The following is a 24,440-nucleotide window of genomic DNA, read 5'->3' as shown; positions in this document are numbered from 1 at the left end:
CGAAGTCCCCTTTCCTCAGCGCTACTTGGGGGCGCAGTCGTAGAGCGTGCTGTCGGAGGTGCCACCGTAGGCGGAGGCGGGCACCTTCGTGCAGTGCTTGTCCATCCAGGCGGAGCGCGCGGCGGCCGTGCCCACGGGCTTACCGGTAGGGCTCATGCGCACCGCGCCCGCACCGGTGCCCGGGGACATGGCCCGGTCGGGGCGGAGGACGTAGCGCAGCTCGCCGTTCGCGGCCCATCGGGCGAGTTGCTCGACGGACGGTGCGTCGTCGGTGCCGCCGAAGCCGCCCATGCCGATGACGGTGAGGTCGGTGCTCAGGATGAGCTCGGTGGCGTTTCCGCCGTCGCCGACGGCGAGGGCGATGCGGGCCGAAGGGGCTTGCGTGCGTACGTAGTTGAGGATTCTGCTCTGGTCTTCACCGCCGGCCGGTCCTCCGTTGGCGGTCACCGACTTGCCCGGCTTGTCGCCCTGGGGTGCGGGTTGCGGGCCTGTGGCTGCGCCGCCCTTCGCGCCGGGCTCGATCTGCACCACCTTGGGCGTTCCGCCGGGCAACTTTTCGACGATCATCCCTGCGCCTCCCGACTGGAGGGGGCCCGCGTTCACCAGGGCGCCGCCTGCGGCCGCCGCGTTGCTGCCGAAGGGCACGATCGCCGACCAGACTCCGGGGGCGAGGAGGACCGCGACGACCGCGGTGCCCAGCGCGGAAGGAAGCAGCCGGGTCCAGCGCCAGGCGGCGAGGATCAGCAGGATTCCGGCGGCGGCGCCCGCTGCGGCGACCGGCCACACCAGCCAGCCGTGCCAGGTCGGCACACGCCGGATCACGACGGCCGCCCAGGCCGCCGTCCCGAGCACGGTCACCGCCCCGACGGCGCCGGGCCACCGCGCGCCCGCCCGGTGTGCCCGCACCAGCTGCGCCAGGAGGCCGCCTGCCAATGCGCCGACGGCCGGGGCGAGTTGAGTGGAGTAGTACGGGTGGAAGATGCCCCGCTGGGTGGAGAAGACCGCGGCGCAGATCAGCAGCCAGCCGCCCCAGAGCACCCAGCCCGCCGCGGCGAGGGGCTCGCCCGCCGTACCGCCGCGCCTGCGCAGGACCGCGGTGGCGACGGCGACCAGCAGGGCCGCCGCGCACACCGGGAACAGCCAGCTGATCTGGCCGGCGTTCTGGTCGTTGAAGAGCCGGGAGAGACCGGCAGGGCCGCCGAAGGTGGAGCCGTTGCTGTTGGCGGGGCCGTCGCCCTCGCCGAAGATCCGGCCGAGCCCGTTGTAGCCCATCACCAGGTCCCAGGCGGAGCCGTCCTTGCTGCCCCCGATGTACGGGTGGTCGCCCGGCCAGAGGGCGACCAGGGCCACCCACCACAGGGAGGAGGCGGCGAGTACCGCCCCTGCCGCGAGGAGCCGCCGGAGGCGCGTGAGCCACGGTCCGCCCGCGCCGATCAGCCAGGCGGCGGCGAAGACGGGTACCACCATCCAGGCGGCCAGCATCTTGGTGAGGAAGCCGCCGCCGATGAGGAAGCCGCTCGCGCACAGCCACCAGGTCGCCTCCCGGCCCCGGTCGCTCTGCAGTGCGCGGGTCAGCGCGTACGCGGCCGCCACGAGCAGCAGGACCAGCAGGGTGTCGGGGTTGTTGTCGCGGTTGATGGCGACGGTGATGGGCGTGAGGGCCAGGACGAGTGCGGCGAGCAGCGCCGCGCCCTCGCCTGCCCAGCGTCGTACGGTGCGGTGCAGCAGCGCCACCGTGGCGACGCCCTCGATGACCTGGGGCAGGATCAGCGCCCAGCCGTGCATGCCGAAGATCTTGGTGCTGAGCACCTGCGGCCACAGGGCTGCAGGGGGTTTGTCGACGGTGACGACGCCGGCCGGGTCGTAGGCGCCGAAGAGGAAGTTGGTCCAGTTGCGGCCCATGGATTTCACGGCGGCCGCGTAGTAGTCGTTGCCCCAGCCCAGGGAGGTGATCGCCCACCCGTAGAGGACCGCGGTCACGAGCAGGATCGCGGAGAGGGCGAGGGGTGCGGCCCAACGGGGCGTCGTGCGAGGGGTGTTGACGGGCGGCGGCGGGGCGGAGGAGAGGGGCGGGGACAGCACGTCGGGCTGTTCGGTCATGGTGTTACTCGCTCTCATCGGTGAAGACGGCCCGCCGCAGTACGGCGAACCGGACGACGGTCACCAGCACGGAGGCGGCGGTCAGGACGGCGGCCTCGGCGGCATGCGAGGCGGTGGGATCGGCCCTGCGCAGCAGCAGGACCGCGGCGGAGGTGACCAGATAGCCCAGGAGGAACAGCACGCCCGCGCCCAGGTGCGCACGCCGGGCGCGGGTCGCGGTGTGGCGGAACGTGAGCCTGCGGTTGGCCTCGGTGTTGAGGAGGGTGAGCACCAGCAGCGAGAGGGCGTTGGCGAGGACGGGCTGCCACCACTGCCTGAGCAGCCAGTACGCACCTGCCTGCCCGGCGGTCGACAGGACACCGATCGTCGCGAAGCACATCAGCTCCCAGGTCAGCCGCGCACGGGCGGGCGCGAGGACCGCGTCGGGGTGCTCGGCGGCCGGCCCCGGACGGCGGGGCAGTGCGACCTTCGCCGCCCCCGACGCCTTGAGGCGGGCGATGCGCCACAGGCCCTTGAGGTCGGCGCGGACGGTGGCGGCGACGTCGACCCGCGTGTCCAGGTCCTCCACCCAGTCGACCGGCACCTCGTGGATGCGCAGACCGTTGTGCTCGGCCAGGAGCAACAGTTCCGTGTCGAAGAACCACCCGTCGTCGCGCGTCACTTGGAGCAGCGGGCGCAGCACGTCGGTGCGGGCCGCCTTGAATCCGCACTGGGCGTCGCTGAACCGGGCGCCGTGACTGAGCCTGATCAGGGTGTTGTAGCAGCGGGAGATCAGTTCGCGGCGGGGGCCTCGTACGGTACGGGCCCCGGGCGCGAGCCTGGTGCCGACGGCGAGGTCGGAGTGGCCGCTGGCGAGGGGCGCGATCAGCGGCAGCAGCCCCTGCAGGCCCGTGGAGAGGTCCACGTCCATGTAGACCACGATGTCCGCGTCACTGGCCGCCCAGACCGTACGCAGGGCAAGACCGCGGCCTTTGCGGTCCAGGCGTACGACGCCGACTCCGGCCAGCTCGGCCGCGAGGCGGCGGGCCAGCAGAGGTGTGTCGTCGGTGCTGGCGTTGTCGGCCACGGTGATCCGCCAGGGAAAGGGGCACTGCTCCCTCAGCCGGGCGTGCAGGGTGCGCAGACAGCCGGGGAGCGCACGCTCCTCGTTGTGGACGGGGACGACGACCTCGACGGTCGCCGCACCCGGCGCCGCGGGGGGACGGCTCGCGGGCTGGAAGCCGCGGGCCCGGTCGGTGGTGCCGGTGGCTGGAGTCACGACGGCGACACTGTCGCCCCCGTCGGAGGAACAGCGGGGAGAATGCTGGGAATTCGCGGAGAGTCCTGAACCCGCAGGTCAGGTGGCGCTGCGCTCGCTCGCCTCCTGGTAGTCGCGCTCCACCGACCGGTTGAACGCGTCGTCGGGCTGCCCGACCTCCGTTCCCGGGCGGCCGTCGCGCAGCAGGCGCCGCCACTCCTCGACGCTCCAGTCGCCCGGGGCCGTGGAGGCGATGAACTCCTCGATCAGGGCCTGGAAGCGGTCCGGTTCGCTGTGGTGCGGGAAGTGGCCCGCCCCCTGGAAGACCGCCAGCCGGCTGCCGGGCATCGCCTCGTACGCCGTGTGCGCATGCCGTACGGGAAGGACGGAATCCCTGGCACCCCAGACCAGCAGCGTCGGGATCCCCTGGGTCAGATAGCAGCGGTCCAGCATGGTGACGACCTGGCCGCGCCAGTCGACGACCGCCCGCAGAGTACGGGTGAAGGCGCTGCGGGAGCGGGCGTCGGGCAGGGCGTCGACCAGGCCGATGAGATCGGGGGCGTCCAAACCCAGGCCGGTGTCGAGGAGTTGGAGCGCTCTTACGGCGAGGCGCACCTGCAGGCGTGAGCCGGGGAGCTTCAGCAGGGACATCACGAGGTCGGCGCCGGGCAGGGTCGCCGCCCGCAGTACGGGGGTGACCTGGCGTCCCACACCGCCGGTGCTCACCAGTACCAGGCGGTCCACGCGCTCGGGGAACTGGTAGGCGAACTGCATCGCCACACCGCCCCCGAAGGAGTGCCCGACCAGCGTCACCCGGTCGATGCCGAGGACGCCCAGGAGGTCGCGGACGCCGTTGGCGTAGGCCGCCACCGAGTAGTCGGCGCGCGGTTTGTCCGAGTGGCCGTGACCGAGGAGGTCGGGGGCGATGACCGTGTGGTGCCGGGCGAGGGGGCCGACGAGACGGGACCAGGTCGCCGAGGAGTCGCCGATGCCGTGGACCAGGAGGACGGCCGGGCCCTCCCCGGCGATCCGGAAGGCGCGGCGGTAGCCATGGACCGTACGGAAGCGCAGTGCGGTCTCCTCGGCGGCCGGGCGTGGCTGCTGGGTACGGAACGGCAGGATCAGTGCCATGGACGGCCTCCCTGTGGCGGCCACCGGTACCACCGATTCCGAGTGTAGGAAGGGCCGGGTTCGGGCGGGTTTCCGCACCGTTTCCCCGAGGTAGCGTCGTCGCCATGACCAGCACACCGGATCTCTCCCGCGCCCTCGCCGAAGGCACCGTCGTCCTGGACGGCGGGCTCTCCAACCAGCTCGAGTCCGCAGGGCACGATCTCAGCGACGCGCTGTGGTCGGCGCGGCTGCTCGCCGAGGAACCGGAGGCGATCGTCGCGGCACACCTCGCCTACTACGAGGCGGGGGCGAGTGTCGCCATCACGTCCAGCTATCAGGCCACCTTCGAGGGGTTCGCTCGGCGCGGGATCGGCCGGGGGCGGGCCGGCGAACTGATCGGCCTGAGTGTGGAGTTGGGGCGGGAGGCGGCGCAACGGGCCGGGGGCGGGCGGCCGTTGTGGGTGGCCGCGTCCGTCGGTCCTTACGGGGCGATGCTGGCCGACGGTTCGGAGTACCGGGGGCGGTACGGGCTGAGCGTGGCAGAGCTGGAGGCCTTTCACCGGCCCCGGCTCGAGGTGCTGGCGGCCGCAGGGCCCGACGTGCTGGCGCTGGAGACCGTGCCGGACGCGGACGAGGCGCGGGCGCTGCTGCGGGTGGTGCGGGGCCTCGGGGTGCCGGCGTGGCTCTCGTACAGCGTGGCCGGGGAGTTCACGCGCGCCGGGCAGCCTCTGGAGGAGGCTTTCGCGCTCGCCGCGGACGTGGAGGAGATCGTCGCGGTGGGGGTGAACTGCTGCGCTCCCGAGGACGCCGACCGTGCGGTGGAGCTGGCGGCCCGTGTCACCGGCAAACCGGTGGTGGTGTACCCGAACAGCGGGGAGAGCTGGGACGCGCAGGCGCGGGCGTGGCGCGGGGAGTCGAGCTTCTCGGCGGGACGGGTGGCGGGCTGGGAGCGGGCCGGCGCGCGGCTGATCGGTGGATGCTGCCGGGTGGGGCCGGGCGCGATCGCGGAGTTGGCGCGGCAGGTGGGCTGACGGGGCCACCCGATCAACTCCCCCGCCGCCAACTACACTTGGTGTCCGACGGCACACCGGGGGAGGTGGGGAATCTGTGACGCGATCGCCGCTGCCCGGGCAGCCGGAGCCCGTTCCCTTTCAACTCCTCGGCTGGCTGGGGCGGTTCGGGTCGCTTGCCGCGGCCTACGCGGTGTTCCAGGCTCTTGTCGGCGTCCTGCCCGACGACCTCTCCGGGGCCGTCTCCCGCTACTGCATCGCCGGGCTGGCCGGGATCGCCGTCGGCTCCGTCGCCTTTCTCTCCGGATCGCTGCTGAGGGCGCGTACGACTGCCGCCGCCGCGGTGGAGGCGGCGCGCGAGGCGCCGGGGCCGCTGCCCGCCGTGATCGAAGCCGCCTGCACGGGGCTCGCCGCAGAGCTGGTCACCGTGGACGATCCCGGGCGCGGGCATCTCACGGGGTGGCCGCACTCGCTGGGCGAGAGCGATCCTCCCGTACGGCCGACCGCGTACGGCACCGTCTACGGCCTGCTCATCAGTCTCGAACTCGGCCTGCCCGACGCCCGGTTGAAGGCGCCCGAGCTGGTCGACACCCTGTGGCGGCTGCGGCTCGACGGCGGCGGCTGGGCGGCCAGGTCACAGGGGGCGATGGCGCGGGCCGAGCTCACCTCGCTGGTCCTGGGCGCGCTCGCACGGGCGGGCGCCGATCCCGTACGTCTCGCCGAGGAGGCCGCCGTCTGCGAGACGCTCCTCACCCAGGACCGCGACCCGTCCGGCTACGACGTCAGTTTCGTCGTGTCGACCGTGATCCGCGGACTGCTCAAGGCCGCCCCGTCCGCGGCCGCACTCCCCCGGCTGCGCGACGCCCTGGTGGACGGCGCCGTCGTCGACCCGGACCGCCGCCATCTGCACGCCTGGGGCTCACGGCTGACCACGCCCCGGGGCGAGACCCTCACGCCGACCGCCGTGCACACGGCGCAGGCGATCGTGGCGCTGGAGCGCGCGGCGAAGACCCTCGGAGAGGACTCGCACACCCGCCTGGTGCGCGAGGACGGCATCCGCTGGCTGCTCAGCTGCCCGGCGGCCGAGCACACCGACTGTTCCGATCTCGCGAACAAGTACGGGGTGGTGCGCCGCCGCAGCCCCCATGACCCGGACCAGCGCGAGCAGTTGACGGTACGTCACTTCGGCGCGGCCTGGGTCGCCCGCGCCCTGATGAGCACCGGCGCGCGCGAGCTGGCCGCCGCGGACCAGCGCGAGGACGTCTGGCAGCGCCAGCTGACCGGCGCGGTCGCCGCGGTGTGGGCGCAGCAGCAGGAGGGGATATGGCGGTGGTCCGACGGCGATCTGGACCGCCCGCTGTGGATGACGTATCAAGGCCTTTCCGTACTGCGTCGGCACGCCCTCCTGGTCTACCGGCCGCACCCCTGACCGCTCCCGGGAGTCCCCATGCACGTGGCCGCCGCGCTCGACCTGCTCCACTCCGCTCTCGGCCCCGGCCGGACCCTTCCTCCGCAGGACACCGCCCGGGAGATCCTGGCCGAGCTGGCCCGGCCCGAACTCCTGCTCCCCCTCTTACGTGAACTAGCCGACGGGGACGGTGACTTGGAGCAGTGCGCCCGGCTCTCGTACCGCCACGCCCTCGGCTTCGACAAGCTGCTGCTCCTGCCGGGGAAACCGCACTTCATGCTGCGCGCCCACATCTGGCGCGCACCGGACGGCGAGGCGCCCGAGGACATCCACAACCACCGGTGCGCGATCGCCTCGTACGTGGCACTCGGCGGGGTGCGGATGGAGCTGTACGAGCAGGCCGACCGGGGAATCGCCGCGACCGGCTTCCTGGAGACCCTGGAGGGTCCCGATGAGGACTGGCGCCTGCAGCCCACGGGTGAGGCGCGGCTGCGGCGGCTGTACTCCGCCCACCATGCGACGGGCAGCGGTTACGCCCTGGCGCCGCACATGCTGCACCGGGCGCACAACGGCGGGGACGGCACCGCGGTGACGCTGTTCCTGGAGACCGAGAACGTACGGGACAGGACCCAGGTGTTCAGGACCGCGGCGAGCCCCGGCCAGACGGGACGCACGGCGAAGTCGGTCCTGTCGGTGAAGGAGTATCTGGCCGAACTGGACGCCCTGTCAGAGCTGTTGGAGCCCTGAGTCCGTGTCGAGCACCTGCTGGATGACAGTGCGGTTGTAGGCGTCCACGGGGACCGAGTCGAGCTCGTCGGGCTTCACCCAGAGGGCCTTCTGATCCGCGTGGGGCAGCCGCACCTCGGTGGTCAGCGGGCGCACCAGGAAGTTCGACTGGTGGTTCCTCACCGGGCGGCCCCGGTACTCGCTGTCGAAGTCCGAGGTCCCCGCGAGCCGTACGACCTCGCCGCGGATCCCCGTCTCTTCTTCCAGCTCGCGCAGCACGGCGGCCGCGGGCGTCTCACCGGGATCGAGCTTCCCGCAGGGCACCCCCCACACATTGGGAAGGAACCGCTCGGTCTTGCTTCGTCGTACGACAAGGACCAGGCCGTCGTCGACGACGACGGCCGCGGCCAGCCGGTTGGAGTCCACAGTGCCTCGCACAGCGGGAGGAGGGGCCGAAGCCCTGGGCGTTACTACGCTACCCGGCTCGGGCCCGGACCTCTCGCTGTGCGACGTTTGGGTACCCGATGGTTACGAAGCCGGACGCACGGCGCGGTCCGGAACCAGGTGCTGGGCGCGCAGCTCACCCAGGACGAGCTGCGCGAACGCGGCCGCGCCGGTGGCGGAGGTGTGGGTGTTGTCCTTCTTCTCGTTGTAGAGGTAGTACGCCTTGGAGCCCTCGGGGCCGAGCGACTCGACGCGGGCCTTGCTGAGGGCGGTGAGGTCGACGAGCGGGGTGTGCTGTTCTGCGGCGAGGGTGCGCATCTCGGCGGGGAGGTCGACGCCGAGGCCGTTGACGATCAGGGCGATGCCGTTGTCGAGGGTGCCCGCGGTGAACCAGCGGCGGACGATCGGGGTGACCAGGACCGGGCGGCCGCCCTTCGCCCGTATGCCTTCGATCATGGTGGTGAGGTTGGCCCGGTAGGTGTCGCGGTCGGTCTGCTTGTCGTTGTGGGCGAGCTGGATGAGGACGAGGTCGCCGTGGTGGATGCGCGTCCGGAGGGTGGCGAAGAGGAGGGGGTTGTCGAGGTAGGTCTGCGAACTCTCGCCGGAGTCCGCGTAGTTGGCGACGGAGATGCGGTCGGTGAAGTACTGCGGGAGCTCCTGGCCCCAGCCGACGTAGGGGTCGCCGGGCTGGTCGCAGACGGTCGAGTCGCCGGCGAGCAGGATCTGCGGCGTACGGACCCGGTTGACGCGGAGGCCCGCGAGCTGCGGGGCTGCGCCGTCGAAGGTGAGGTCGAGTCCCGGGGTTCCGTCGGGGCCGGTGGGCTCACCCTCGGGGGTGCGTACGTCGACGGTGAAACTGCGGCGCACGCTCTCGCCCGCCGCGTTCGGGGTCTCGGCGAGCACGGCTCTGCGGGTCTCGGCGGTGACGCGGGTGGAGCCGGCTTCCGTACCGCCGCCGAGGAGGGCCGAGACGCGGTACGTGCCGGGCGCGACGTCGAAGTGGCAGACGTACGGGGCCGTCGCGGTGCAGTGTTCGAGACCGTCCGGCCGGGGATGGGCCTGGGCGGGGACAGCGGTCAGTGCGGCTGCCGCGGTGATGGCGGCCAGCAGTGCGGTACCGGCTCGGCGCATGGCGAAGCTCCTCTGATCGACCCGATTGAAAGGTTTCAGAGGCGGACCGTACCGCGTGCGGGCAAGCGCTTTCTACTGGTGTGACGGCGAAAGTTGGGACAACGAAAGCCGGGCAGGACCGCGGGGAGGCGGTCCTGCCCGGCCCCGAACACGGAGCCCAGCGGGGCTATTCGAGGAGCTCCGCGTACGAGCCCATGGCCATGGCGATGTCGGCCTGGGCCCAGAACCGGTGGTACGTGAAGGTCGGCGCGGCGCCGCCCTGCAGATAGGCCTCGACCTTGGACCAGGCCGGGTCGTTCTTGTAGAAGGAGCGGATCGACTCGAAGGTGGAAGTGGAGTTCACCTTGTCGCCGTTGGGCATGGTGCCGGTCCAGGTGCTCGGCACGTAGACCGGGTCGTCGAAGCGGCTGTAGTCGGTACGGGTCTCGGGCACCGCGATGCCCAGAGCGTCCTGGTTGTGGTCCCACATGCCGTCGAGCAGCGCCTTCGCCGTGGTCTTCGCGGCCGCGTTGCCGGACTTGGCCGCGTAGTAGGACAGGGTCTTGGCGTACGCGGCGGCCACACCCACGTCATTGGTGTAGTCGGCGACGGTGACGTGAAGTCCCGTGTTGGCGCCCGGAGTTGTGGCGTTCCAGTTGTCGGGCGCGCCCGACCACTTCAGCGTCGAGGGGATCTGGTAAGTGCCGTCGGGGTTGATGGTCGTCTTGGAGAGCGCCCAGGCGACCCACTTGTCGAGCACGGCCTTCGCGCTCGCGTTGCCCGTCTGCTGGTAGTACTCGGCGACGCGCTCCATCGACCAGGCCTGGAAGCCGAACCACTGGTTCGACGGCGGGTCCTGGTAGACGGGTGCCTCGTCGTAGTACATCCCGTAGAAGGTCGGCGTCCCTGTCGGCGGGGTGGCGTACCTGCCCTGCCAGCTGTTGGTCGCGCCGCCGGCGATGGCGCCCTCGGACGACTGCAGCCAGCGGTAGAACTCCAGCTGACGGCCGAGGCTGGTGTTCCAGTCGGCCGCCCCGGTCGCGGACTTGGGCTTGAGGTCGGCGTAACTGCTCAGCGCGTAGGCGGCCATGGGGTTCTGGTAGCCGCCGTGGACATGGCTGGATCCGATGCGCCAGGCCCAGCCCGCCGAGGTGTCGGTGGCGCCGCCCCAGGCGTAGTACCAGGAGAGGAGGTAGCTGGAGCTGTTCTTGCCGGTGCCGGCCGGGCAGGTCGTCGGGCCGACGCAGTTGCCGATTTTCTTGAAGTACTTGTCGTACATGGCGTAGCGCAGGTAGTCGCCCATCTTGGCCGCCTTGGCGACGGTCGCGGTGACCTGACTGTCCTTGCCCTGCTGCTTGGCCCAGACGTCGGCCCAGTAGGCGGCCTGGACGGCGCGGGCGTCCGCGTCGGGGGCGTCCGTGTACTTCCACTGCTTGGAGTACGAGGAGTCCCCGGTGAAGAGGTCCAGATAGCCGTTCTTGCCGCCGTACGTGAAGTTGTCGCAGGTCGGCTGGGGGACGGTCTCCCAGACGGACTCCTGGGGGCCGCGCTGGAAGGTGTTGATGTAGGAGGGTCCCGTGGCGGTCGGGCCCGCCTCGCACTTTCCGGGCTCGTTGCCGAAGCCGTAGGTGTTGTCGACGTCCTGGATCCAGTGCATCCCGTAGACGTCGTCGGTGCCGTACGCGCTCTTCAGCTCACCGGCGATCGGGTCGCTGCCGACGGAGACGCCGGTGTCGAGCGCCGCGGGGTACTGCGAGGGGAGGTCCCACTCGGGGGCGTACGTCGCGGGCTTCGATGCGTTGTAGAAGCTGTTGGTCGGCTGATCCGCGTGGGTGGGGATCATGTACTTCTCCATGGTCGCCCACGCGGCGTTGAACTGGGTCCAGTCGCCGGAGATCCTGCCGTACACGGCCTGCAGCCAGATGAGATAGCTGTACGCCTCGGACGTCGTCTCATGGCCGTAGTCCGGGGCCTCGACGATCAGGGTCTCGACGGAGTGGTACGGGATGCCCTCGGGCGAGAAGTAGCCGTTCGCCGGGTTGGTGATCTTGGCGTAGAGGTCGAGGAAGCGCGCGTCGTACGCCTTGGTGGCGGCCAGCTCGGTCGCCGTGACGTCGGCCTTGGTGTAGCCGGGGGCTGTCACCGTGAAGGTGGCGGCTCCCGTGCCCGAAGCATTGGCGGTGACGGTCACCTTCTGGGCGGTCGACCAGTTGGCGGACGTGAAGGTGAGGGAGGCGCCCGAGGTGACGGAGAGGCCGGTGTTGCCCGAGGTGCGGGCGACCGCGGCCGTCACGTTGGCGGTGGGCTGGGAGGAGAGCTTCACGTCGAAGGTGGCCGACTTGCCCTGCTGGACGCCGAATTGGGACGGGGTGGCGACCAGGGACGGGCCGGCTGCGACCGTGATGCCGACCGGAGTCGACTCGGCGGAGGCTCCCAGGCTGTCGTACGCCTTCGCGTAGAGGGAGTAGCTGCCGGCCGGGACGTTCGCGTAGTCGAAGGTGTAGGGGGCTGTGGTGTCGGTGCCCAGCAGGGTGGTGTCGCTGTAGAACTCCATCTTGCTGATCGTCGCGCTGTCGGCCGCGGCCGCGGTGGCGGCCATCGGGACGGTGGCGCCCGCGGTGTAGACGGTGCCGGCTCCCGGGCTGGTCAGGACGGTGATGGGGGGCTGGTGGGCGCCGGTGCAGGGGGTGCCGTTGATGGCGAAGGCGGTCGGTGCGGTGTTGGTGCCGGTGTAGTTGAAGTTGGCACCGATGGAGGTCCCGGCTCCGGGGGCGAGCGTCTTGTTCCAGTCGAGGTTCTTCGCCGTGACGTTCTTGCCCGACTGGGTCCAGTTGGCGCTCCACCCACTGGTGAGCGTCTGGGTTCCGGCGTACGCGTAGGTCAGGGTCCAGCCGTCGACCGCCGTGGTGCCGCGGTTGGTGACGGCGAGGTTGGCGGTGAAGCCGCCGCCCCAGTCGTTCACCGTGTAGTCGACGCTGCACTGGACCGTCGCGGCCTGGGCCGGACTGCCGCCGGCGGCGGTCATCGCCAGCGGCAGGGAGAGTGCTGCGATCAGTGCGGTGAAGAGCCGTCTGGCTCTTCTCGTACGGGGACTTCGCGAGCGTGGTCTTCGTAAGGCAGCCATGGGGAGGGCCTCCTCGCGGTTCTTGGTGGGGGACGTCATTGGACAACTCTTGAACCAGTGGGAGCGCTCCCAAGGTGCAGGCGAGGCGAAAGAGTGTCAAGGGCTCGCACAGCGATGCAGGTGTCGAACTCATTCGATTGAGAAGTTTTTCAACTCCCCTGTACGAAAGGGGTTGTTGTGGCTAACCTCCGAACAACCAGTGGGAGCGCTTCCATTCGTCGGGAACGTAAGGACGCGCTCCATGAGCCCACCCCGCTTACCTCTTTTCGCCGCCGCCTCCACGCTCTTCGTGGCGGCGGCGGCAGCCCTGCTCCCCATGCTCAGCGCCTCCGGGGCCACCCCCGCCTGCTCCGTCGCCTACACCGTCACGAACCAGTGGGACAACGGCTTCCAGGGCAGCGTGACGATCACCAACAACGCGGCCTCCATGAGCAGTTGGAAGCTGTCGTTCGACTTCCCGGGCACCCAGAAGGTGACCCAGGGCTGGAACGCCAAGTGGTCCCAGTCCGGCACGACCGTCACCGCCGTCAATGAGTCGTACAACGGCTCGCTGGCGACGGGCGGATCCGTCACCGCCGGGTTCCTCGGCTCCTGGTCGGGCTCCAACCCCGCACCCGCCACGTTCACGCTCAACGGCGTCACCTGCAACGTGGATTCAGGGACGGATCCGCCCCCCACGCCGACACCGACCCCGACCGGCACACCCACCGATCCGGGACCCGCGTCCGCGATCCACGTCTCGGGCAACAAGCTCGTCGACGCGGCCGGCGCCGAGCGCCATCTGTACGGCGTCAACCGCTCCGGTGCCGAGTTCATGTGCGTCCAGGGCTACGGCGTCTTCGACGGCCCCGTCGACGACGCCTCGATCGCCGCGATCGCGGACTGGAAGGCCAACACGGTCCGCATTCCGCTCAACGAGGAGTGCTGGCTGGGCACTTCGAACATCGACCCGGCCTACGGTGGCACCAACTACATCAACGCCATCAAGGGGTTCGTGACCCGGCTGGAGGCCCATGGCATCACCCCGCTCCTGGAGATGCACTGGAGCTACGGCCAGTACACCGGCAACTCCTCGGGCTGCGCCGACCTCCATGCGAGCTGCCAGAAGCCGATGCCCGACGCCCAGTACGCACCGGCGTTCTGGACCTCGGTCGCCTCCACCTTCAAGGACGACCCCGCGGTCGCCTTCGACCTGTTCAACGAGCCCTATCCGGACCGCGCCACCTCCACGCTCGACCAGGCGTGGGCCTGCTGGCGCGACGGCGGGACCTGCCCGGGCATCGGCTACGAGGTGGCCGGAATGCAGGACCTGCTGGACGCGGTTCGGGGCACGGGCGCCCAGAACCTCGTGCTGGTCCCGGGCATCGCGTACTCCAACGACCTGAGGCAGTGGCTCGACCACAAGCCGACGGACCCGGCAGGGAACCTGGCCGCGGCCTGGCACTCGTACAACTTCAACACCTGCTCCTCCGCGAGCTGCTGGGACTCCCAGCTCGCACCCGTCGCCGCCCAAGTCCCCCTCGTCGCGGGCGAGATCGGCGAGAACACGTGCGCGCACGGCTACACCGACCAGGTCATGGCCTGGCTGGACGCGCACGACGCCTCGTACCTCGGCTGGACCTGGAACACCTGGGACTGCTCCTCGGGCCCGTCCCTGATCAGCAACTACGACGGCACCCCCACCGCATACGGAACCGGGCTGCGCGACCACCTGCGCGCCCTGAGCTGAAAGGAAGCACCATCGATGAGCCGCACTTCCGTACCACCCCGACGTGCCCGTACGGCACTGCTCGCCGCCGGAGCCCTGGTCCTGGCGGGCCTCGGCGCCGTGTCGGTCATGCAGTCCCCCGCCTCCGCGGCCGGCCTGCAGTGCAGCGTCGGGTACTCGGTCAACGACTGGGGCGGCGGGTTCACCGCGAACGTCTCGGTCACCAATGCCGGCACGACGGCGATCGACGGCTGGGCCCTGACCTACGCGTACTCCGGCAACCAGACGCTCACCAGCGGCTGGAGCGCCAACTGGACCCAGTCGGGCAAGAACGTCACCGTCACAAACCTCGACTGGAACAAGACCCTCGCCCCCGGCGGGTCCACGTCCTTCGGCGGCAACTTCAACTACAGCGGCACGAACACCGCACCGACCGCTTTCGCGGTCAACGGCACGCCCTGCAACGGCGGTACGTCGACGGGCAGCCCCACGCCGACGCCCACGGACAGCACGAGCCCCTCCCCCAGCCCCTCCACCTCGACGCCTCCCGCCACCGGTGACCTCGTCGACAACCCCTACGTCGGGGCCGGGGTCTATGTGGACCCCGAGTGGTCGGCCAAGGCCGCGGCCGAACCCAGCGGCACCAAGATCTCCAACCAGCCCACCGCCGTGTGGCTCGACCGGATCGCCGCGATCAACGGGGCGAACGGCTCCATGGGCCTGCGAGCTCACCTGGACGAGGCGGTCAAGCAGGCCGCGGGCAAGCCGCTCGTCGTCCAACTCGTCATCTACGACCTGCCGGGCCGCGACTGCTCCGCGCTCGCCTCCAACGGTGAGCTCGGCCCGACGGACATCGACCGCTACGAGCACGAGTACATCGACCCGATCGCCACGATCCTCTCCGACCCGGCCTACAAGGACCTGCGGATCGTCAACACGATCGAGCCGGACTCGCTCCCCAACCTCGTGACCAACGTCAGCCCGCGGCCAACGGCCACCCCTGCCTGCGACGTCATGAAGGCGAACGGCAACTACGTCACCGGTGTCGGGTACGCGCTGGCCCACCTGGGCGGCGTCGGCAACGTCTACAACTACCTCGACGCCGGACACCACGGCTGGATCGGCTGGGACGACAACTTCGCCCCGACCGCCCAGCTGATGCACCAGGCGGCCACCACTTCGGGCGCCACGGTCGACGACGTCCAGGGGGTCATCGCCAACACCGCCAACTACGGGGCCACCACCGAGCCGTACTTCACCATCGACGACACGGTGAACGGCACCTCGGTGCGCCAGTCCAAGTGGGTCGACTGGAACCGCTACGTCGACGAACAGACCTACGCGCAGGCCTTCCGTACCGCGATGGTGACCGCGGGCTTCAACTCCTCGGTCGGCGCGCTCATCGACACCTCGCGCAACGGCTGGGGCGGAGCGAACCGGCCCACGGGACCGGCGGCCAAGACCACCCTCGACGGATACGTCGACGGCAGCCGCACCGATCGCCGGTTCCACCTCGGGAACTGGTGCAACCAGTCCGGCGCGGGCATCGGGGAGCGGCCCAAGGCGGCGCCCGCCGTGGGCATCGACGCCTATGTGTGGGTAAAGCCTCCGGGCCAGTCGGACGGCGCGAGCAGCGCCATCGCCAATGACGAGGGCAAGGGGTTCGACCGGATGTGCGACCCGACGTACACGGGCAACGTCCGTAACGGCAACAGCATGTCGGGCGCGCTGCCGAACGCGCCGCTGGCAGGCCACTGGTTCTCGGCCCAGTTCCAGGAGCTCCTGAAGAACGCCTACCCGGCGCTCTGAGCACCTGAGCCGAGCGGCATGAGCTTCCTGGTCTGTTCGTCGGCCAGGAAGTCCAGCAGCAACTGACCGACCAGCGCGGGCTTCTCCAGCGGGAGCGCGTGCGAGGTGCCGGGGACGACGGCGAGCTGGGCGCCGGGCACGGCGGCGGCGAGAGCCGCGCTGTGCTCGACGCGTACGCCGTCGTCGTCCCCCTGCATCACGAGCGTGGGCATCGGCAGCGCGGCGAGCTCGGAGAACGCCAGGTCCGGCTCCGTGCGCCACATCTCGAGGAGCTTCGCGAAGACCACGGGGAAGTGACCGGGACCGTCCGGGGAGAGCGGCTCGTACTGGGGGCGGAACATCTCCTCGAGCGCCTGCTCCGAGCCCGGTCCGTGCATGAGCTCGGCGGCGGCCGGGGTGTCGCCGTCGCGGGAGACGCTCAGCCCGATCACGACCAGTTTGCGGACGAGTTCGGGCCGGTCGAGCGCGAGGCGCAGGGCGACTTTCGCTCCGTCGCTCCAGCCGATGACATGGGCGGGTCGTCCGTCGCAGAGTGTCTCGATGAGGGCTGCCGTGTCGGCGGCCATCAGGCGTGAGGTGATGGGGCCTTCGAGGTCCTGCGTACGGCCGTGACCGCGCCGCTCGGGGGCGTACACCCGGTAGTGCTCGGACAGCGCCGGGATCTGCCCCCACCAGCTGTCGGCGGTGACGCCGCCGCCGTGCAGGAGCAGGACCGGGTCGCCCGCGCCGTACGCCTCGTAGTAGGTGCGCAGACCGTTGAAGGTCCCGTACTCCCCCATGCTCAACTCCCTGTGCCGTCCGCCCGCATGCCGATCGGATCAAGTGTCCATCATGGCGTCGGCGATCCGCCGGCGCATCGGACGCCGGGCGAGGGCGTCGAGCGCCTCGCCGACGAGGCGGCTCAGGGGGTAGCCGAGTTCGGCCTCCAACTCGGCGGCGGCTGCGGTCGTGGCGGCCGATTCCGCGTCCAGCACCGGCAGGAGGGCCTCGGCCTTCGGCGTCGGGCGGGCGATGCGGCTGCGGGCGTCCGCGCCCGGTTCCAGCACCACGAGGCCTTCCTTCACCATCTGCGCCACGGTCTGGCTGGCCGCCGAGTGGGTCACTCCGGTCGCCCGGGCGAGGTCACGGATGGAGCTGGGGCCCGAGGCCGCCAACTCCCTTACGACCGGGGCGTACCGGGGCCGGAACCACTCCAGTCCCCGGTCGGCGTAGACGGCCGCGACGTCTCCGTCGAGTTGGTCGAGGAGGTGGCGCAGCCGGGTTCCCAGGAGTTCGGGGCCGGGGGCTGAGGAGGACATGACTGCTAATGTAACAGCGCTGTTGTATCTCCGTCGAAAGGGTCCTGGTCATGGCCGACCGCTATCCGCCGATCGAGCCGTACGCGCACGGAATGCTCGATGTGGGCCACGGCGACCTCGTGTACTGGGAGGCCTGCGGCAACCCCGAGGGCAAGCCCGCGCTGGTCGTCCACGGGGGCCCGGGGTCCGGCTGCTCGGCCGGGTGGCGGCAGCTCTTCGACCCCGAGCGGTACCGCGTCGTCCTCTTCGACCAGCGCAACTGCGGGCGCTCCACCCCGCACGCAGCCCACCCGGAGACGGATCTGACGCACAACACCACACATCAACTCGTCGCCGACATGGAGCAGTTGCGCGAGGATCTGGGCATCGAGCGGTGGCTGCTGCACGGCGGTTCGTGGGGGTCGACGCTGATCCTCGCGTACGCCGAGGCGCACCCGGAGCGGGTGTCGGAGATCGTCATCGCGAGTGTCACCACGACCCGGCGCTCGGAGACGGACTGGCTCTACCGGGGTGTCGGGCGGTTCTTCCCCGAGGCCTGGGACCGGTTCGCCGCCGGTGTTCCGGAGGCGGGGCGGGAGGGGGACGTCGTGGGCGCGTATGCGCGCAGGGCCGCCGATCCCGATCCCGACGTACGGGCGAGGGCGACCGCCGACTGGTGCGCCTGGGAGGACGCGGTGCTCTCGGGGGAGCCGCACGGGGCGGCGCATCCGTACGGCGACCGGCCGTCGGCGGCACGGGCCGCGCTCGTCCGTATCTGCTCCCACTACTTCTCCCACGGCGCCTGGCTGGAGGAGGGCGTCCTGCTGCGCGACGCGGGGCGGTTGAAGGGGATTCCCGGAGTGCTGATCCACGGCCGACTGGATCTGAGCAGTCCGCTGGACACCGCGTGGGAGCTGGCCCGCGCCTGGCCCGACGCCGAACTCACCGTGATCGAGGACGCCGGGCACAAGGGGAGCGACGCGACGAGCGAGCAGGTCGTCGCGGCACTGGACCGTTTCGCGCGAGGCTGAACGTCCATCGGGAACTCCCGCTCGTTAGGGAGGTGGTGGCCCGTCCCGATCATGGGCGGGCGCAGTTCGGAGCGAGGAGCGGGCGACGTGTCGGGTACCAAGGTCAAGAAGCAGCGTTCCTGGTGGAAAGAACTGCCGATTCTCATCGGCATCGCGCTGGTGCTCGCCCTGCTGATCAAGACCTTCCTGGTGCAGGCCTTCTCGATCCCCTCCGGATCGATGCAGAACACGCTGCAGGTGGGCGACCGCGTGCTGGTCGACAAGCTGACTCCGTGGTTCGGTTCGAAACCGGAGCGCGGGGAGGTCGTGGTGTTCAAGGACCCCGGCAACTGGCTGAAGGACGAGCCGACTCCGCATCCGAACTCGGTGCAGAAGGCGCTCAGCTTCATCGGGCTGATGCCGTCGGCCGACGAGAAGGACCTCATCAAGCGGGTCATCGGGGTCGCCGGGGACACCGTGGAGTGCAAGGGCACGGGTCCGGTGAAGGTCAACGGCAAGGCGCTCTACGAGCCGTACGTCTTCAAGGGCAACACCCCGTGCAGCACGGACCCGGATGGCCAGTTCAAGATCACCGTGCCAAAGGACTCGATCTGGGTGATGGGCGACCACCGCCAGGCGTCGGCGGACTCGCGCTACCACCAGCGCGGGCCCGGCGGCGGTGCGGTCCCGGTGAAGGACGTGATCGGGCGGGCGATCGTGATCGCGTGGCCGCTCGGGAACTGGTCCACGCTGCCGGTCCCCGACACGTTCGACCAGGCGGGCATCAACGGCAATTGAGCGATTCGATCGCGGCGACGGTCTGGTCGAGGACCGTCTCGTAGAGGCGCGCGTGGGCCGCGGGGAGGTGCGGGAGGAGCGGTGCCGTGGTGCGGCGTTCCTCCTCCGGGCGCAGCGCGAGGCCCTCCTGGAGTACGGCCGCGATCTCCTCGGCGGGGCTGCGGCGGGATTCGTAACTGGCGAAGCCCATGGTGGTCGAGCCGATGAGGACGACCGCCAGGGTCAGGTCCTCGTCGCTCAGGCCGAGCGGGCGCAGCACCTCCGCGAGGCGGCCCAGGGTGCGCAGGCCCACCGGCTGTCGGGTGGCCGCCATGTAGGGGAGCAACTGGGCGTACGGCAGCAGCCGTTCGCGGCTGGCGCGCATCCAGTGGCGTACCTGCTCCTGCCAGGTGTCGCCGGCCAGGGGGTCGGGCTCCAGACGGGCGATGACGTGGTCGGCCACGGCCTGGAGGAGGGTGTCGCGGTCGGGGAAGTGGCGGTAGAGCGCCATGGGCGCGGAGCCGACGGCCTCGGCGACGCGCTTGATGGTGAGCGCCGACTCCGGTTCCTGTTCCAGGAGTTCACGGGCGGCCTCGACGATCCGCTCCGGCGAGAGGCGCGGCGGGCGGCCCCTCCTGCCGGTCGTAGATTTTGTGTACGCCATACGCAAACTCTGCCAGACTTGCCGCGCCCGCAGAACGCCCGAGACGGAGGCACCGCCGTGTCCGCAGCAAGCACTGCTCCGCAGGACCTCGGGGGACCGCCGCGCGTGGACGCGGTCGTCGCCGTACTGGCCTTCGGCGGCATTGTCGTGTCGGTGATGAACACCCTGGTGGTGCCGCTCATCTCCCAACTGCCCACGCTGCTCAGCACGTCGGCGTCCGACGCCTCCTGGGCCATCACCGCGACGCTGCTCGCGGGCGCCGTCGCCACCCCGGTGATCGGGCGCCTCGGCGATATGTTCGGCAAGCGGCGGATGCTGCTGATCAGCCTCTGTGTCCTGCTCGCGGGCTCGGTCGTCTGCGCGCTCAGCGACTCGCTCGCCCCGATGGTCGTCGGCCGTGCGCTGCAGGGCTGCGGCGTCGCGGTCATCCCGCTGGGCATCAGCATCATGCGCGACGAACTGCCCGCCGAGCGCCTCGGATCCGCGATGGCGCTGATGAGTTCCTCGCTGGGGGTCGGCGGCGCCCTGGGACTGCCCGGGGCGGCGCTGCTGGCCCAGCACGCCGACTGGCACCTGCTGTTCTGGGCGTCGGCGGGGCTCGGTGCGGTGGTGATCGTCCTGGTGACCGTGTTCGTACCCGAGTCCAAGGTGCGCAGCGGCGGCCGGTTCGACGTGATCGGGGCGCTCGGTCTCTCCGTCGGTCTGGTCTGTCTGCTGCTCGCGGTCTCCAAGGGCGCGGACTGGGGCTGGGGCAGCACGCTGACGGACGGGCTCTTCAGCGTCGCGGTGATCGTCCTGCCGCTGTGGGGGCGCTGGGAACTGCGCACCGCACAGCCCCTGGTGGACCTGCGCACCACCGCGCGCCGACAGGTGCTGCTGACCAACCTGGCCTCCGTGGTCCTCGGATTCGCCATGTACGCGATGTCCCTGGTGCTGCCGCAGCTGATCCAGCTGCCGGAGGCCACCGGGTACGGGCTCGGCCGGTCGATGCTGGTGGCGGGGTTGTGCCTGGCGCCCGGCGGGCTGGTGATGATGCTGATCTCGCCGCTCTCCGCGAAGATCACGGCGACCCGGGGTCCGCGGATTTCGCTGATGCTGGGGGCCGTTGTGGTCTCCGCCGGGTACGGCATGGGCACGGTGATGCTGGACGCCGTCTGGCAGCTGGTCCTCGTCGGTTCCGTGATCGCCGCCGGGATCGGCCTCGCGTACGGCGCCATGCCCGCGCTCATCATGTCGGCGGTACCGCTCTCGGAGACCGCGTCCGCCAACGGCCTCAACAGCCTGATGCGGTCCATCGGGACCTCGTCGTCCGCCGCGGTGGTGGGGGTGGTCCTGGCGCACATGACCACGCCGTTCGGCTCGCTCTCGCTGCCTTCGGAAGCGGGATTCCGTACGGCGATGATCATCGGCTGCGGTGCTGCCGCGGCGGCGGCCGTGCTGACCGTCTTCCTGCCAGGCCGCAGCCGCCCCGCGGCAAACGCCCCGGTCGGGGCGGCCCGTGAGCACTCCGTAAAATGAACGGCATCCAAAGGGGGTTGCACGGCGGTCGGCCGCGGGTTTGGCTTCTTCCATGCAGAAACCGCTTTCCCCTCCCCCGCCGCACGGCACCCTCGACCACCGCTACCGGGGCGAACACCCGCTGCGCACCCTCGGGTATCTGCTGAGTCCCGACCGCGCCCGACTGCTGCTCGCGGTCGCCGTGTTCGTGGTCAAGCACAGCCCCGTCTGGCTGCTCCCCCTCATCACCGCCAACATCATCGATGTCGTCGTCGAGCACCAGCCGGAGTCCCGACTGTGGGCCAACGCGGGCGCGCTCCTCGTCGTCCTGCTCCTCAACTATCCGATGCACCTGCTGTACGTACGGTGCGTGGGCAGCAGTGTGCGGCGCATGGGAACCGCCCTGCGCGACGCGCTCTGCCGCCGGATGCAGCAGCTCTCCATCGGCTATCACGCACGGACCAGCGCGGGCGTTCTGCAGGCCAAGGTCGTCCGGGACGTGGAGACGATCGAGCAGGGGGTGCAGCAGTCCGCCGACATGGGGCTCGCCGCGGTGACCACCCTGGTCGGCGGGCTCGTCGTGATCGCGCTGCGGGTGCCCTCGTTCCTGCCCGTCTTCCTGGTCGTCGTCCCGCTGGCCGGTTTCCTGGTGATGCGGCTGCGCGGCCGGCTGCGCAGCCACAACGAGTCCTTCCGCCAGGAGGTGGAGCGGCTCTCCTCGCGGGTCGGCGAGATGACGAGCCTGATCCCCATCACGCGCGCCCACGGCCTGGAGCGGGCGGCGCTCGGCCGGGTCGACGGCTCGGTGCGCCAGGTGTACTTCGCCGGGCTGCGCCTGGATCTGCTCAACGGCCGCTTCGGCGCGCTCGCCTGGATCCTCCTCAACACACTTGGCGTCACCTGCCTCGCGGGCTCCGCGCTGGCCGCCTATCACCACTGGATGTCGATGACGGCGGGCGACGTCGTCATGCTCAGCGCGTTCTTCACCGTCCTGACCGGCTCCATGACGACGCTCCTGGGCCTGACTCCCGTCATCAGCAAGGCACTTGAGTCGGTGCGCTCGGCAGGTGAGGTGCTGCAGGCGCCCGACCTGGAGATCAACGCGGGGAAGGCGGAGGTCGAACAGGTCGGCGGGCGCGTCGACTTCGAGCAGGTCGGCTTCGCGTACGAGGGCGCCGACGGGCCCGCGGTCGAGGACTTCACCCTCTCGGCCCGGCTCGGCGAGACCATCGCGCTCGTCGGGGCGTCGGGTGCGGGCAAGTCGACCGTACTCAATCTGCTCATCGGTTTCATCCGGCCCACCTCGGGCCGCATCCTGCTCGACGGCACCGACATGGCCACGCTCGATCTGCGCAGCTACCGCCGTTTCCTGTCCGTCGTACCGCAGGAGTCGATCCTCTTCGAGGGCTCGATCCGCGAGAACGTCACGTACGGCATGGGCGAGGTGCCCGAGGACCGGGTGCGCGACGCGCTGCGGGACGCGAACGCCCTGGAGTTCGTCGACCGGCTGCCGCTGGGGATCGACACCGTCGTCGGGGAGCGCGGCTCACGCCTGTCCGGGGGCCAGAAGCAGCGTCTGGCCATCGCCCGCGCCCTCATCCGCGACCCGCGGGTCCTGGTGCTCGACGAGGCGACCTCCGCGCTCGACACCCGCTCGGAGGCGCTGATCCAGGAGGCACTCGCCCGGCTGGTCAGGGGCCGCACCGTGTTCGTCGTCGCGCACCGGCTCTCCACGATCGAGGGCGCCGACCGGATCGTGGTGATGGACGGCGGCCGGATCGCGGAGGTCGGTACGCACGAGGAACTGCTGAGCCACGGCGGGGCGTACGCAGGGCTGCAGCTGGCCCGGCAGTCAGGTTGAGTTCAACCGGTCGGTGAGGAAGGCCCGTTCGGCGCCGTTGCGGGTGAGGAGGAGTGCTTCCTCGTACGCGGCCCTGGCCCGGTCGCGGCAGCCGAGGCGGCGCAGGAAGTCGGCGCGGGCCGCGGCGAGGTAGCCGTACGAGGCGAGCTGCGGTTCGCCGGCGAGGAGGTCCAGGGCGCGCAGTCCGGCGGCGGGCCCTTCGGCGAATCCGACGGCGACGGCGCGGTTGAGGGCGACGACGGGGGACGGCCAGGTGCGCATCAACAGGTCGTAGAGGGCGACCAGTTCGCGCCAGTCCGTCTCCTGCTCGGAGGCCGCCTCGGAGTGCACGGCGGCGATCGCGGCCATCAGGGGGTAGCGGCCGGGCGGGCGGGTGCGCAGCGACCACCGTACGAGCCCGGCTCCCTCCTCGATCGCCTTGTGGTCCCAGAGCGTGCGGTCCTGGTCGGCGAGGAGCACGAGGCGGCCCGCGCTGTCGGTACGGGCGGCGCGACGGGCGTCGGTGAGCAGGATCAGCGCGAGAAGACCGGCGGCTTCGGCGCTCTCCGGGAGCAGGCAGTGCAGCATCCGGGCAAGGTCCTGCGCGCGCTCCAGGAGGTCGGCACGGAGGAGTTCGTCGCCGACCGGGGCCGTGTGGCCGGTCGTGAAGAGAAGGTGGACGACGTCGAGGACGGCGGTGATCCGGGCGGGGAGTTCGGCCGCGGGCGGCACCCGGTAGGGGATGCCCGCTCCGGCGATCTTCTTCTTGGCGCGGGTGATGCGGGCGGCCATCGTGGGCTCGGCGACCAGGAAGGCGCGGGCCACCTCGACCGTGGTGAGCCCGCACAACAGACGCAGGGTGAGCGCCACTTGGGCCTCGACGGCGAGCGCCGGGTGGCAGCAGGTGAAGATCAGGCGGAGCCGGTCGTCGGGGATGTCGCCGTCGTCGTCGGGCTCCTCGTGCGTCTCGTCGAGGAGCAGCAGCGGCAGGGTCCGCCGCAGTGCGGACTCCCTTCGTACGACGTCCAGGGCGCGGTTGCGGGCGACGGTGGTCAGCCAGCCGCCCGGGCTGCGCGGCACCCCGTCCTCGGGCCATTTGACCAGCGCCCTGGCGTACGCGTCCTGGACACACTCCTCGGCCAGGTCCAGGTCGCGGGTGACGCGCACCGTCGCGGCGAGCACGAAGGCCCACTCGTGACGGTGCGCGTCGGCCACGGCGCGGGCGGCGCCGTTCAGTGGAAGTCCCGGATCGGCCGCACTTCCACCCCGCCGTACGGTGCGGGGACCTCCTTGGCGACGGTGATCGCCTCGTCGAGGTCGGCGGCCTCGATCAGGTAGTAGCCGGCGAGCACTTCCTTGGTCTCGGCGAACGCGCCGTCGGTGACGGTGAACTCGCCTCCGGCATCCGTGCGGATCGAGGTCGCGGTCGCCCCCTCCTGCAGGGCGTTGGCGCCGAGGATGCTCTCCGCCCGGTCGGCATGGAGGGTGTTGTGGTCCTTGAGGCGCTGCTGGAAGGCCTCGTTGCCCGCTGCTTCCCTGGACTGCTCGTTGTCGTAGATGAGGATCAGGTACTGACCCATGATGTGAAG

General features: G+C 70.8%; 19 protein-coding genes and 1 pseudogene. 9 read left to right on the top strand and 11 right to left on the bottom strand.

Annotated features, from left to right (window positions below):
• Positions 1-21: 21 nt before the first annotated feature.
• From OG707_RS35330 to OG707_RS35320, 3 genes are all read right to left on the bottom strand, one after another.
• Positions 22-2,100: an ArnT family glycosyltransferase gene (locus OG707_RS35330; RefSeq protein WP_329125739.1), complete on the bottom strand. Its 2,079-nt coding sequence runs from the start codon at positions 2,098-2,100 to the stop codon at positions 22-24.
• A 4-nt stretch (positions 2,101-2,104) separates the two neighbouring features.
• Positions 2,105-3,358, bottom strand: coding sequence for a bifunctional glycosyltransferase family 2/GtrA family protein (locus OG707_RS35325; protein ID WP_329125737.1), 1,254 nt, complete (start codon positions 3,356-3,358; stop codon positions 2,105-2,107).
• A 78-nt stretch (positions 3,359-3,436) separates the two neighbouring features.
• Complete coding sequence (locus OG707_RS35320) at positions 3,437-4,468, bottom strand: alpha/beta fold hydrolase (protein ID WP_329125735.1); 1,032 nt, start codon at positions 4,466-4,468, stop codon at positions 3,437-3,439.
• Positions 4,469-4,572: 104 nt separating this feature from the next.
• Between OG707_RS35320 and mmuM the strand changes: the two genes are divergently transcribed.
• The 3 genes from mmuM (at position 4,573) to OG707_RS35305 (ending at position 7,612) form a co-directional block, all read left to right on the top strand.
• Positions 4,573-5,478 carry a homocysteine S-methyltransferase gene (gene mmuM, locus OG707_RS35315; protein WP_329125733.1) on the top strand — a complete coding sequence of 302 codons (906 nt, stop codon included), beginning with the start codon at positions 4,573-4,575 and terminating at the stop codon, positions 5,476-5,478.
• A 76-nt stretch (positions 5,479-5,554) separates the two neighbouring features.
• The gene (locus OG707_RS35310) at positions 5,555-6,886 is read left to right on the top strand and encodes a hypothetical protein (RefSeq protein WP_329125731.1); all 1,332 of its coding nucleotides are present in this window, start codon (positions 5,555-5,557) and stop codon (positions 6,884-6,886) included.
• A gap of 18 nt (positions 6,887-6,904) precedes the next feature.
• Positions 6,905-7,612, top strand: coding sequence for a hypothetical protein (locus tag OG707_RS35305; RefSeq protein ID WP_329125730.1), 708 nt, complete (start codon positions 6,905-6,907; stop codon positions 7,610-7,612).
• Here OG707_RS35305 and OG707_RS35300 read toward each other — a convergent pair.
• The 3 genes from OG707_RS35300 to OG707_RS35290 all read right to left on the bottom strand — a co-directional run bounded on the left by OG707_RS35300 (position 7,592) and on the right by OG707_RS35290 (position 12,269).
• The gene (locus OG707_RS35300; protein ID WP_329125728.1) at positions 7,592-8,029 is read right to left on the bottom strand and encodes an NUDIX hydrolase; all 438 of its coding nucleotides are present in this window, start codon (positions 8,027-8,029) and stop codon (positions 7,592-7,594) included. The genes OG707_RS35305 and OG707_RS35300 overlap by 21 nt on opposite strands.
• A gap of 90 nt (positions 8,030-8,119) precedes the next feature.
• Positions 8,120-9,166 carry a rhamnogalacturonan acetylesterase gene (locus OG707_RS35295; protein ID WP_329125726.1) on the bottom strand — a complete coding sequence of 349 codons (1,047 nt, stop codon included), beginning with the start codon at positions 9,164-9,166 and terminating at the stop codon, positions 8,120-8,122.
• Between the two features lie 166 nt (positions 9,167-9,332).
• Positions 9,333-12,269 (bottom strand): glycoside hydrolase family 48 protein, encoded by a 2,937-nt coding sequence (locus OG707_RS35290; protein ID WP_329128142.1) that lies wholly within the window; start codon positions 12,267-12,269, stop codon positions 9,333-9,335.
• Positions 12,270-12,510: 241 nt separating this feature from the next.
• On the opposite strand from OG707_RS35290, the gene OG707_RS35285 reads away from it, so the two are divergent.
• Both OG707_RS35285 and OG707_RS35280 read left to right on the top strand, forming a co-directional pair.
• Positions 12,511-13,998 (top strand): cellulose binding domain-containing protein, encoded by a 1,488-nt coding sequence (locus tag OG707_RS35285; RefSeq protein WP_443071434.1) that lies wholly within the window; start codon positions 12,511-12,513, stop codon positions 13,996-13,998.
• 15 nt (positions 13,999-14,013) lie between these two features.
• Positions 14,014-15,786, top strand: coding sequence for a glycoside hydrolase family 6 protein (locus tag OG707_RS35280; RefSeq protein WP_329125724.1), 1,773 nt, complete (start codon positions 14,014-14,016; stop codon positions 15,784-15,786).
• On the opposite strand, the gene OG707_RS35275 is transcribed toward OG707_RS35280, so the two are convergent.
• Together OG707_RS35275 and OG707_RS35270 are read right to left on the bottom strand one after the other, a co-directional pair.
• Positions 15,771-16,565, bottom strand: a complete 795-nt coding sequence (locus OG707_RS35275) for an alpha/beta fold hydrolase (protein ID WP_329125722.1) — start codon at positions 16,563-16,565, stop codon at positions 15,771-15,773. The two genes, OG707_RS35280 and OG707_RS35275, sit on opposite strands and share 16 nt — an antisense overlap.
• Before the next feature lie 39 nt (positions 16,566-16,604).
• The gene (locus tag OG707_RS35270) at positions 16,605-17,084 is read right to left on the bottom strand and encodes a MarR family winged helix-turn-helix transcriptional regulator (RefSeq protein ID WP_329125719.1); all 480 of its coding nucleotides are present in this window, start codon (positions 17,082-17,084) and stop codon (positions 16,605-16,607) included.
• Between the two features lie 50 nt (positions 17,085-17,134).
• Between OG707_RS35270 and pip the strand changes: the two genes are divergently transcribed.
• Positions 17,135-18,094, top strand: a complete 960-nt coding sequence (gene pip / locus OG707_RS35265) for a prolyl aminopeptidase (RefSeq protein WP_329125716.1) — start codon at positions 17,135-17,137, stop codon at positions 18,092-18,094.
• Between the two features lie 51 nt (positions 18,095-18,145).
• Positions 18,146-18,862: pseudogene (lepB, locus tag OG707_RS35260) on the top strand (signal peptidase I); the annotation flags it as partial.
• On the opposite strand, the gene OG707_RS35255 reads toward lepB, so the two are convergent.
• Positions 18,858-19,514, bottom strand: coding sequence for a TetR/AcrR family transcriptional regulator (locus OG707_RS35255; protein ID WP_329125714.1), 657 nt, complete (start codon positions 19,512-19,514; stop codon positions 18,858-18,860). The pseudogene lepB and the gene OG707_RS35255 sit on opposite strands and share 5 nt — an antisense overlap.
• A 57-nt stretch (positions 19,515-19,571) precedes the next feature.
• Here OG707_RS35255 and OG707_RS35250 point away from each other — a divergent pair, with 57 nt between their 5' ends.
• Complete coding sequence (locus OG707_RS35250) at positions 19,572-21,032, top strand: MFS transporter (protein WP_329125711.1); 1,461 nt, start codon at positions 19,572-19,574, stop codon at positions 21,030-21,032.
• Between the two features lie 52 nt (positions 21,033-21,084).
• Positions 21,085-22,872 (top strand): ABC transporter ATP-binding protein, encoded by a 1,788-nt coding sequence (locus OG707_RS35245; protein WP_329125709.1) that lies wholly within the window; start codon positions 21,085-21,087, stop codon positions 22,870-22,872.
• Here the strand turns inward: OG707_RS35245 and OG707_RS35240 are convergent.
• Positions 22,864-24,066 carry an RNA polymerase sigma factor gene (locus OG707_RS35240; RefSeq protein ID WP_329125707.1) on the bottom strand — a complete coding sequence of 401 codons (1,203 nt, stop codon included), beginning with the start codon at positions 24,064-24,066 and terminating at the stop codon, positions 22,864-22,866. The genes OG707_RS35245 and OG707_RS35240 overlap by 9 nt on opposite strands.
• A gap of 17 nt (positions 24,067-24,083) precedes the next feature.
• Positions 24,084-24,431: a YciI family protein gene (locus OG707_RS35235; RefSeq protein ID WP_329125705.1), complete on the bottom strand. Its 348-nt coding sequence runs from the start codon at positions 24,429-24,431 to the stop codon at positions 24,084-24,086.
• Positions 24,432-24,440: the final 9 nt, after the last annotated feature.

This window comes from Streptomyces sp. NBC_01465, from assembly GCF_036227325.1.
GTDB lineage: Bacteria > Actinomycetota > Actinomycetes > Streptomycetales > Streptomycetaceae > Streptomyces.
This window is presented reverse-complemented; position numbering and strand designations above follow the sequence as displayed.

Excerpts from the sequence above, each read along its gene's own strand:
- OG707_RS35295 (WP_329125726.1), bottom strand. The coding sequence starts at position 9,166 with ATGCGCCGAGCCGGTACCGCACTGCTGGCCGCCATCACCGCGGCAGCC.
- OG707_RS35330 (WP_329125739.1), bottom strand. The coding sequence starts at position 2,100 with ATGACCGAACAGCCCGACGTGCTGTCCCCGCCCCTCTCCTCCGCCCCG.
- OG707_RS35285 (WP_443071434.1), top strand. The coding sequence starts at position 12,511 with ATGAGCCCACCCCGCTTACCTCTTTTCGCCGCCGCCTCCACGCTCTTC.
- OG707_RS35275 (WP_329125722.1), bottom strand. The coding sequence starts at position 16,565 with ATGGGGGAGTACGGGACCTTCAACGGTCTGCGCACCTACTACGAGGCG.
- OG707_RS35235 (WP_329125705.1), bottom strand. The coding sequence starts at position 24,431 with ATGGGTCAGTACCTGATCCTCATCTACGACAACGAGCAGTCCAGGGAA.
- OG707_RS35305 (WP_329125730.1), top strand. The coding sequence starts at position 6,905 with ATGCACGTGGCCGCCGCGCTCGACCTGCTCCACTCCGCTCTCGGCCCC.
- mmuM (WP_329125733.1), top strand. The coding sequence starts at position 4,573 with ATGACCAGCACACCGGATCTCTCCCGCGCCCTCGCCGAAGGCACCGTC.
- OG707_RS35270 (WP_329125719.1), bottom strand. The coding sequence starts at position 17,084 with ATGTCCTCCTCAGCCCCCGGCCCCGAACTCCTGGGAACCCGGCTGCGC.
- OG707_RS35280 (WP_329125724.1), top strand. The coding sequence starts at position 14,014 with ATGAGCCGCACTTCCGTACCACCCCGACGTGCCCGTACGGCACTGCTC.
- OG707_RS35255 (WP_329125714.1), bottom strand. The coding sequence starts at position 19,514 with ATGGCGTACACAAAATCTACGACCGGCAGGAGGGGCCGCCCGCCGCGC.
- OG707_RS35245 (WP_329125709.1), top strand. The coding sequence starts at position 21,085 with ATGCAGAAACCGCTTTCCCCTCCCCCGCCGCACGGCACCCTCGACCAC.
- pip (WP_329125716.1), top strand. The coding sequence starts at position 17,135 with ATGGCCGACCGCTATCCGCCGATCGAGCCGTACGCGCACGGAATGCTC.
- OG707_RS35290 (WP_329128142.1), bottom strand. The coding sequence starts at position 12,269 with ATGGCTGCCTTACGAAGACCACGCTCGCGAAGTCCCCGTACGAGAAGA.
- OG707_RS35320 (WP_329125735.1), bottom strand. The coding sequence starts at position 4,468 with ATGGCACTGATCCTGCCGTTCCGTACCCAGCAGCCACGCCCGGCCGCC.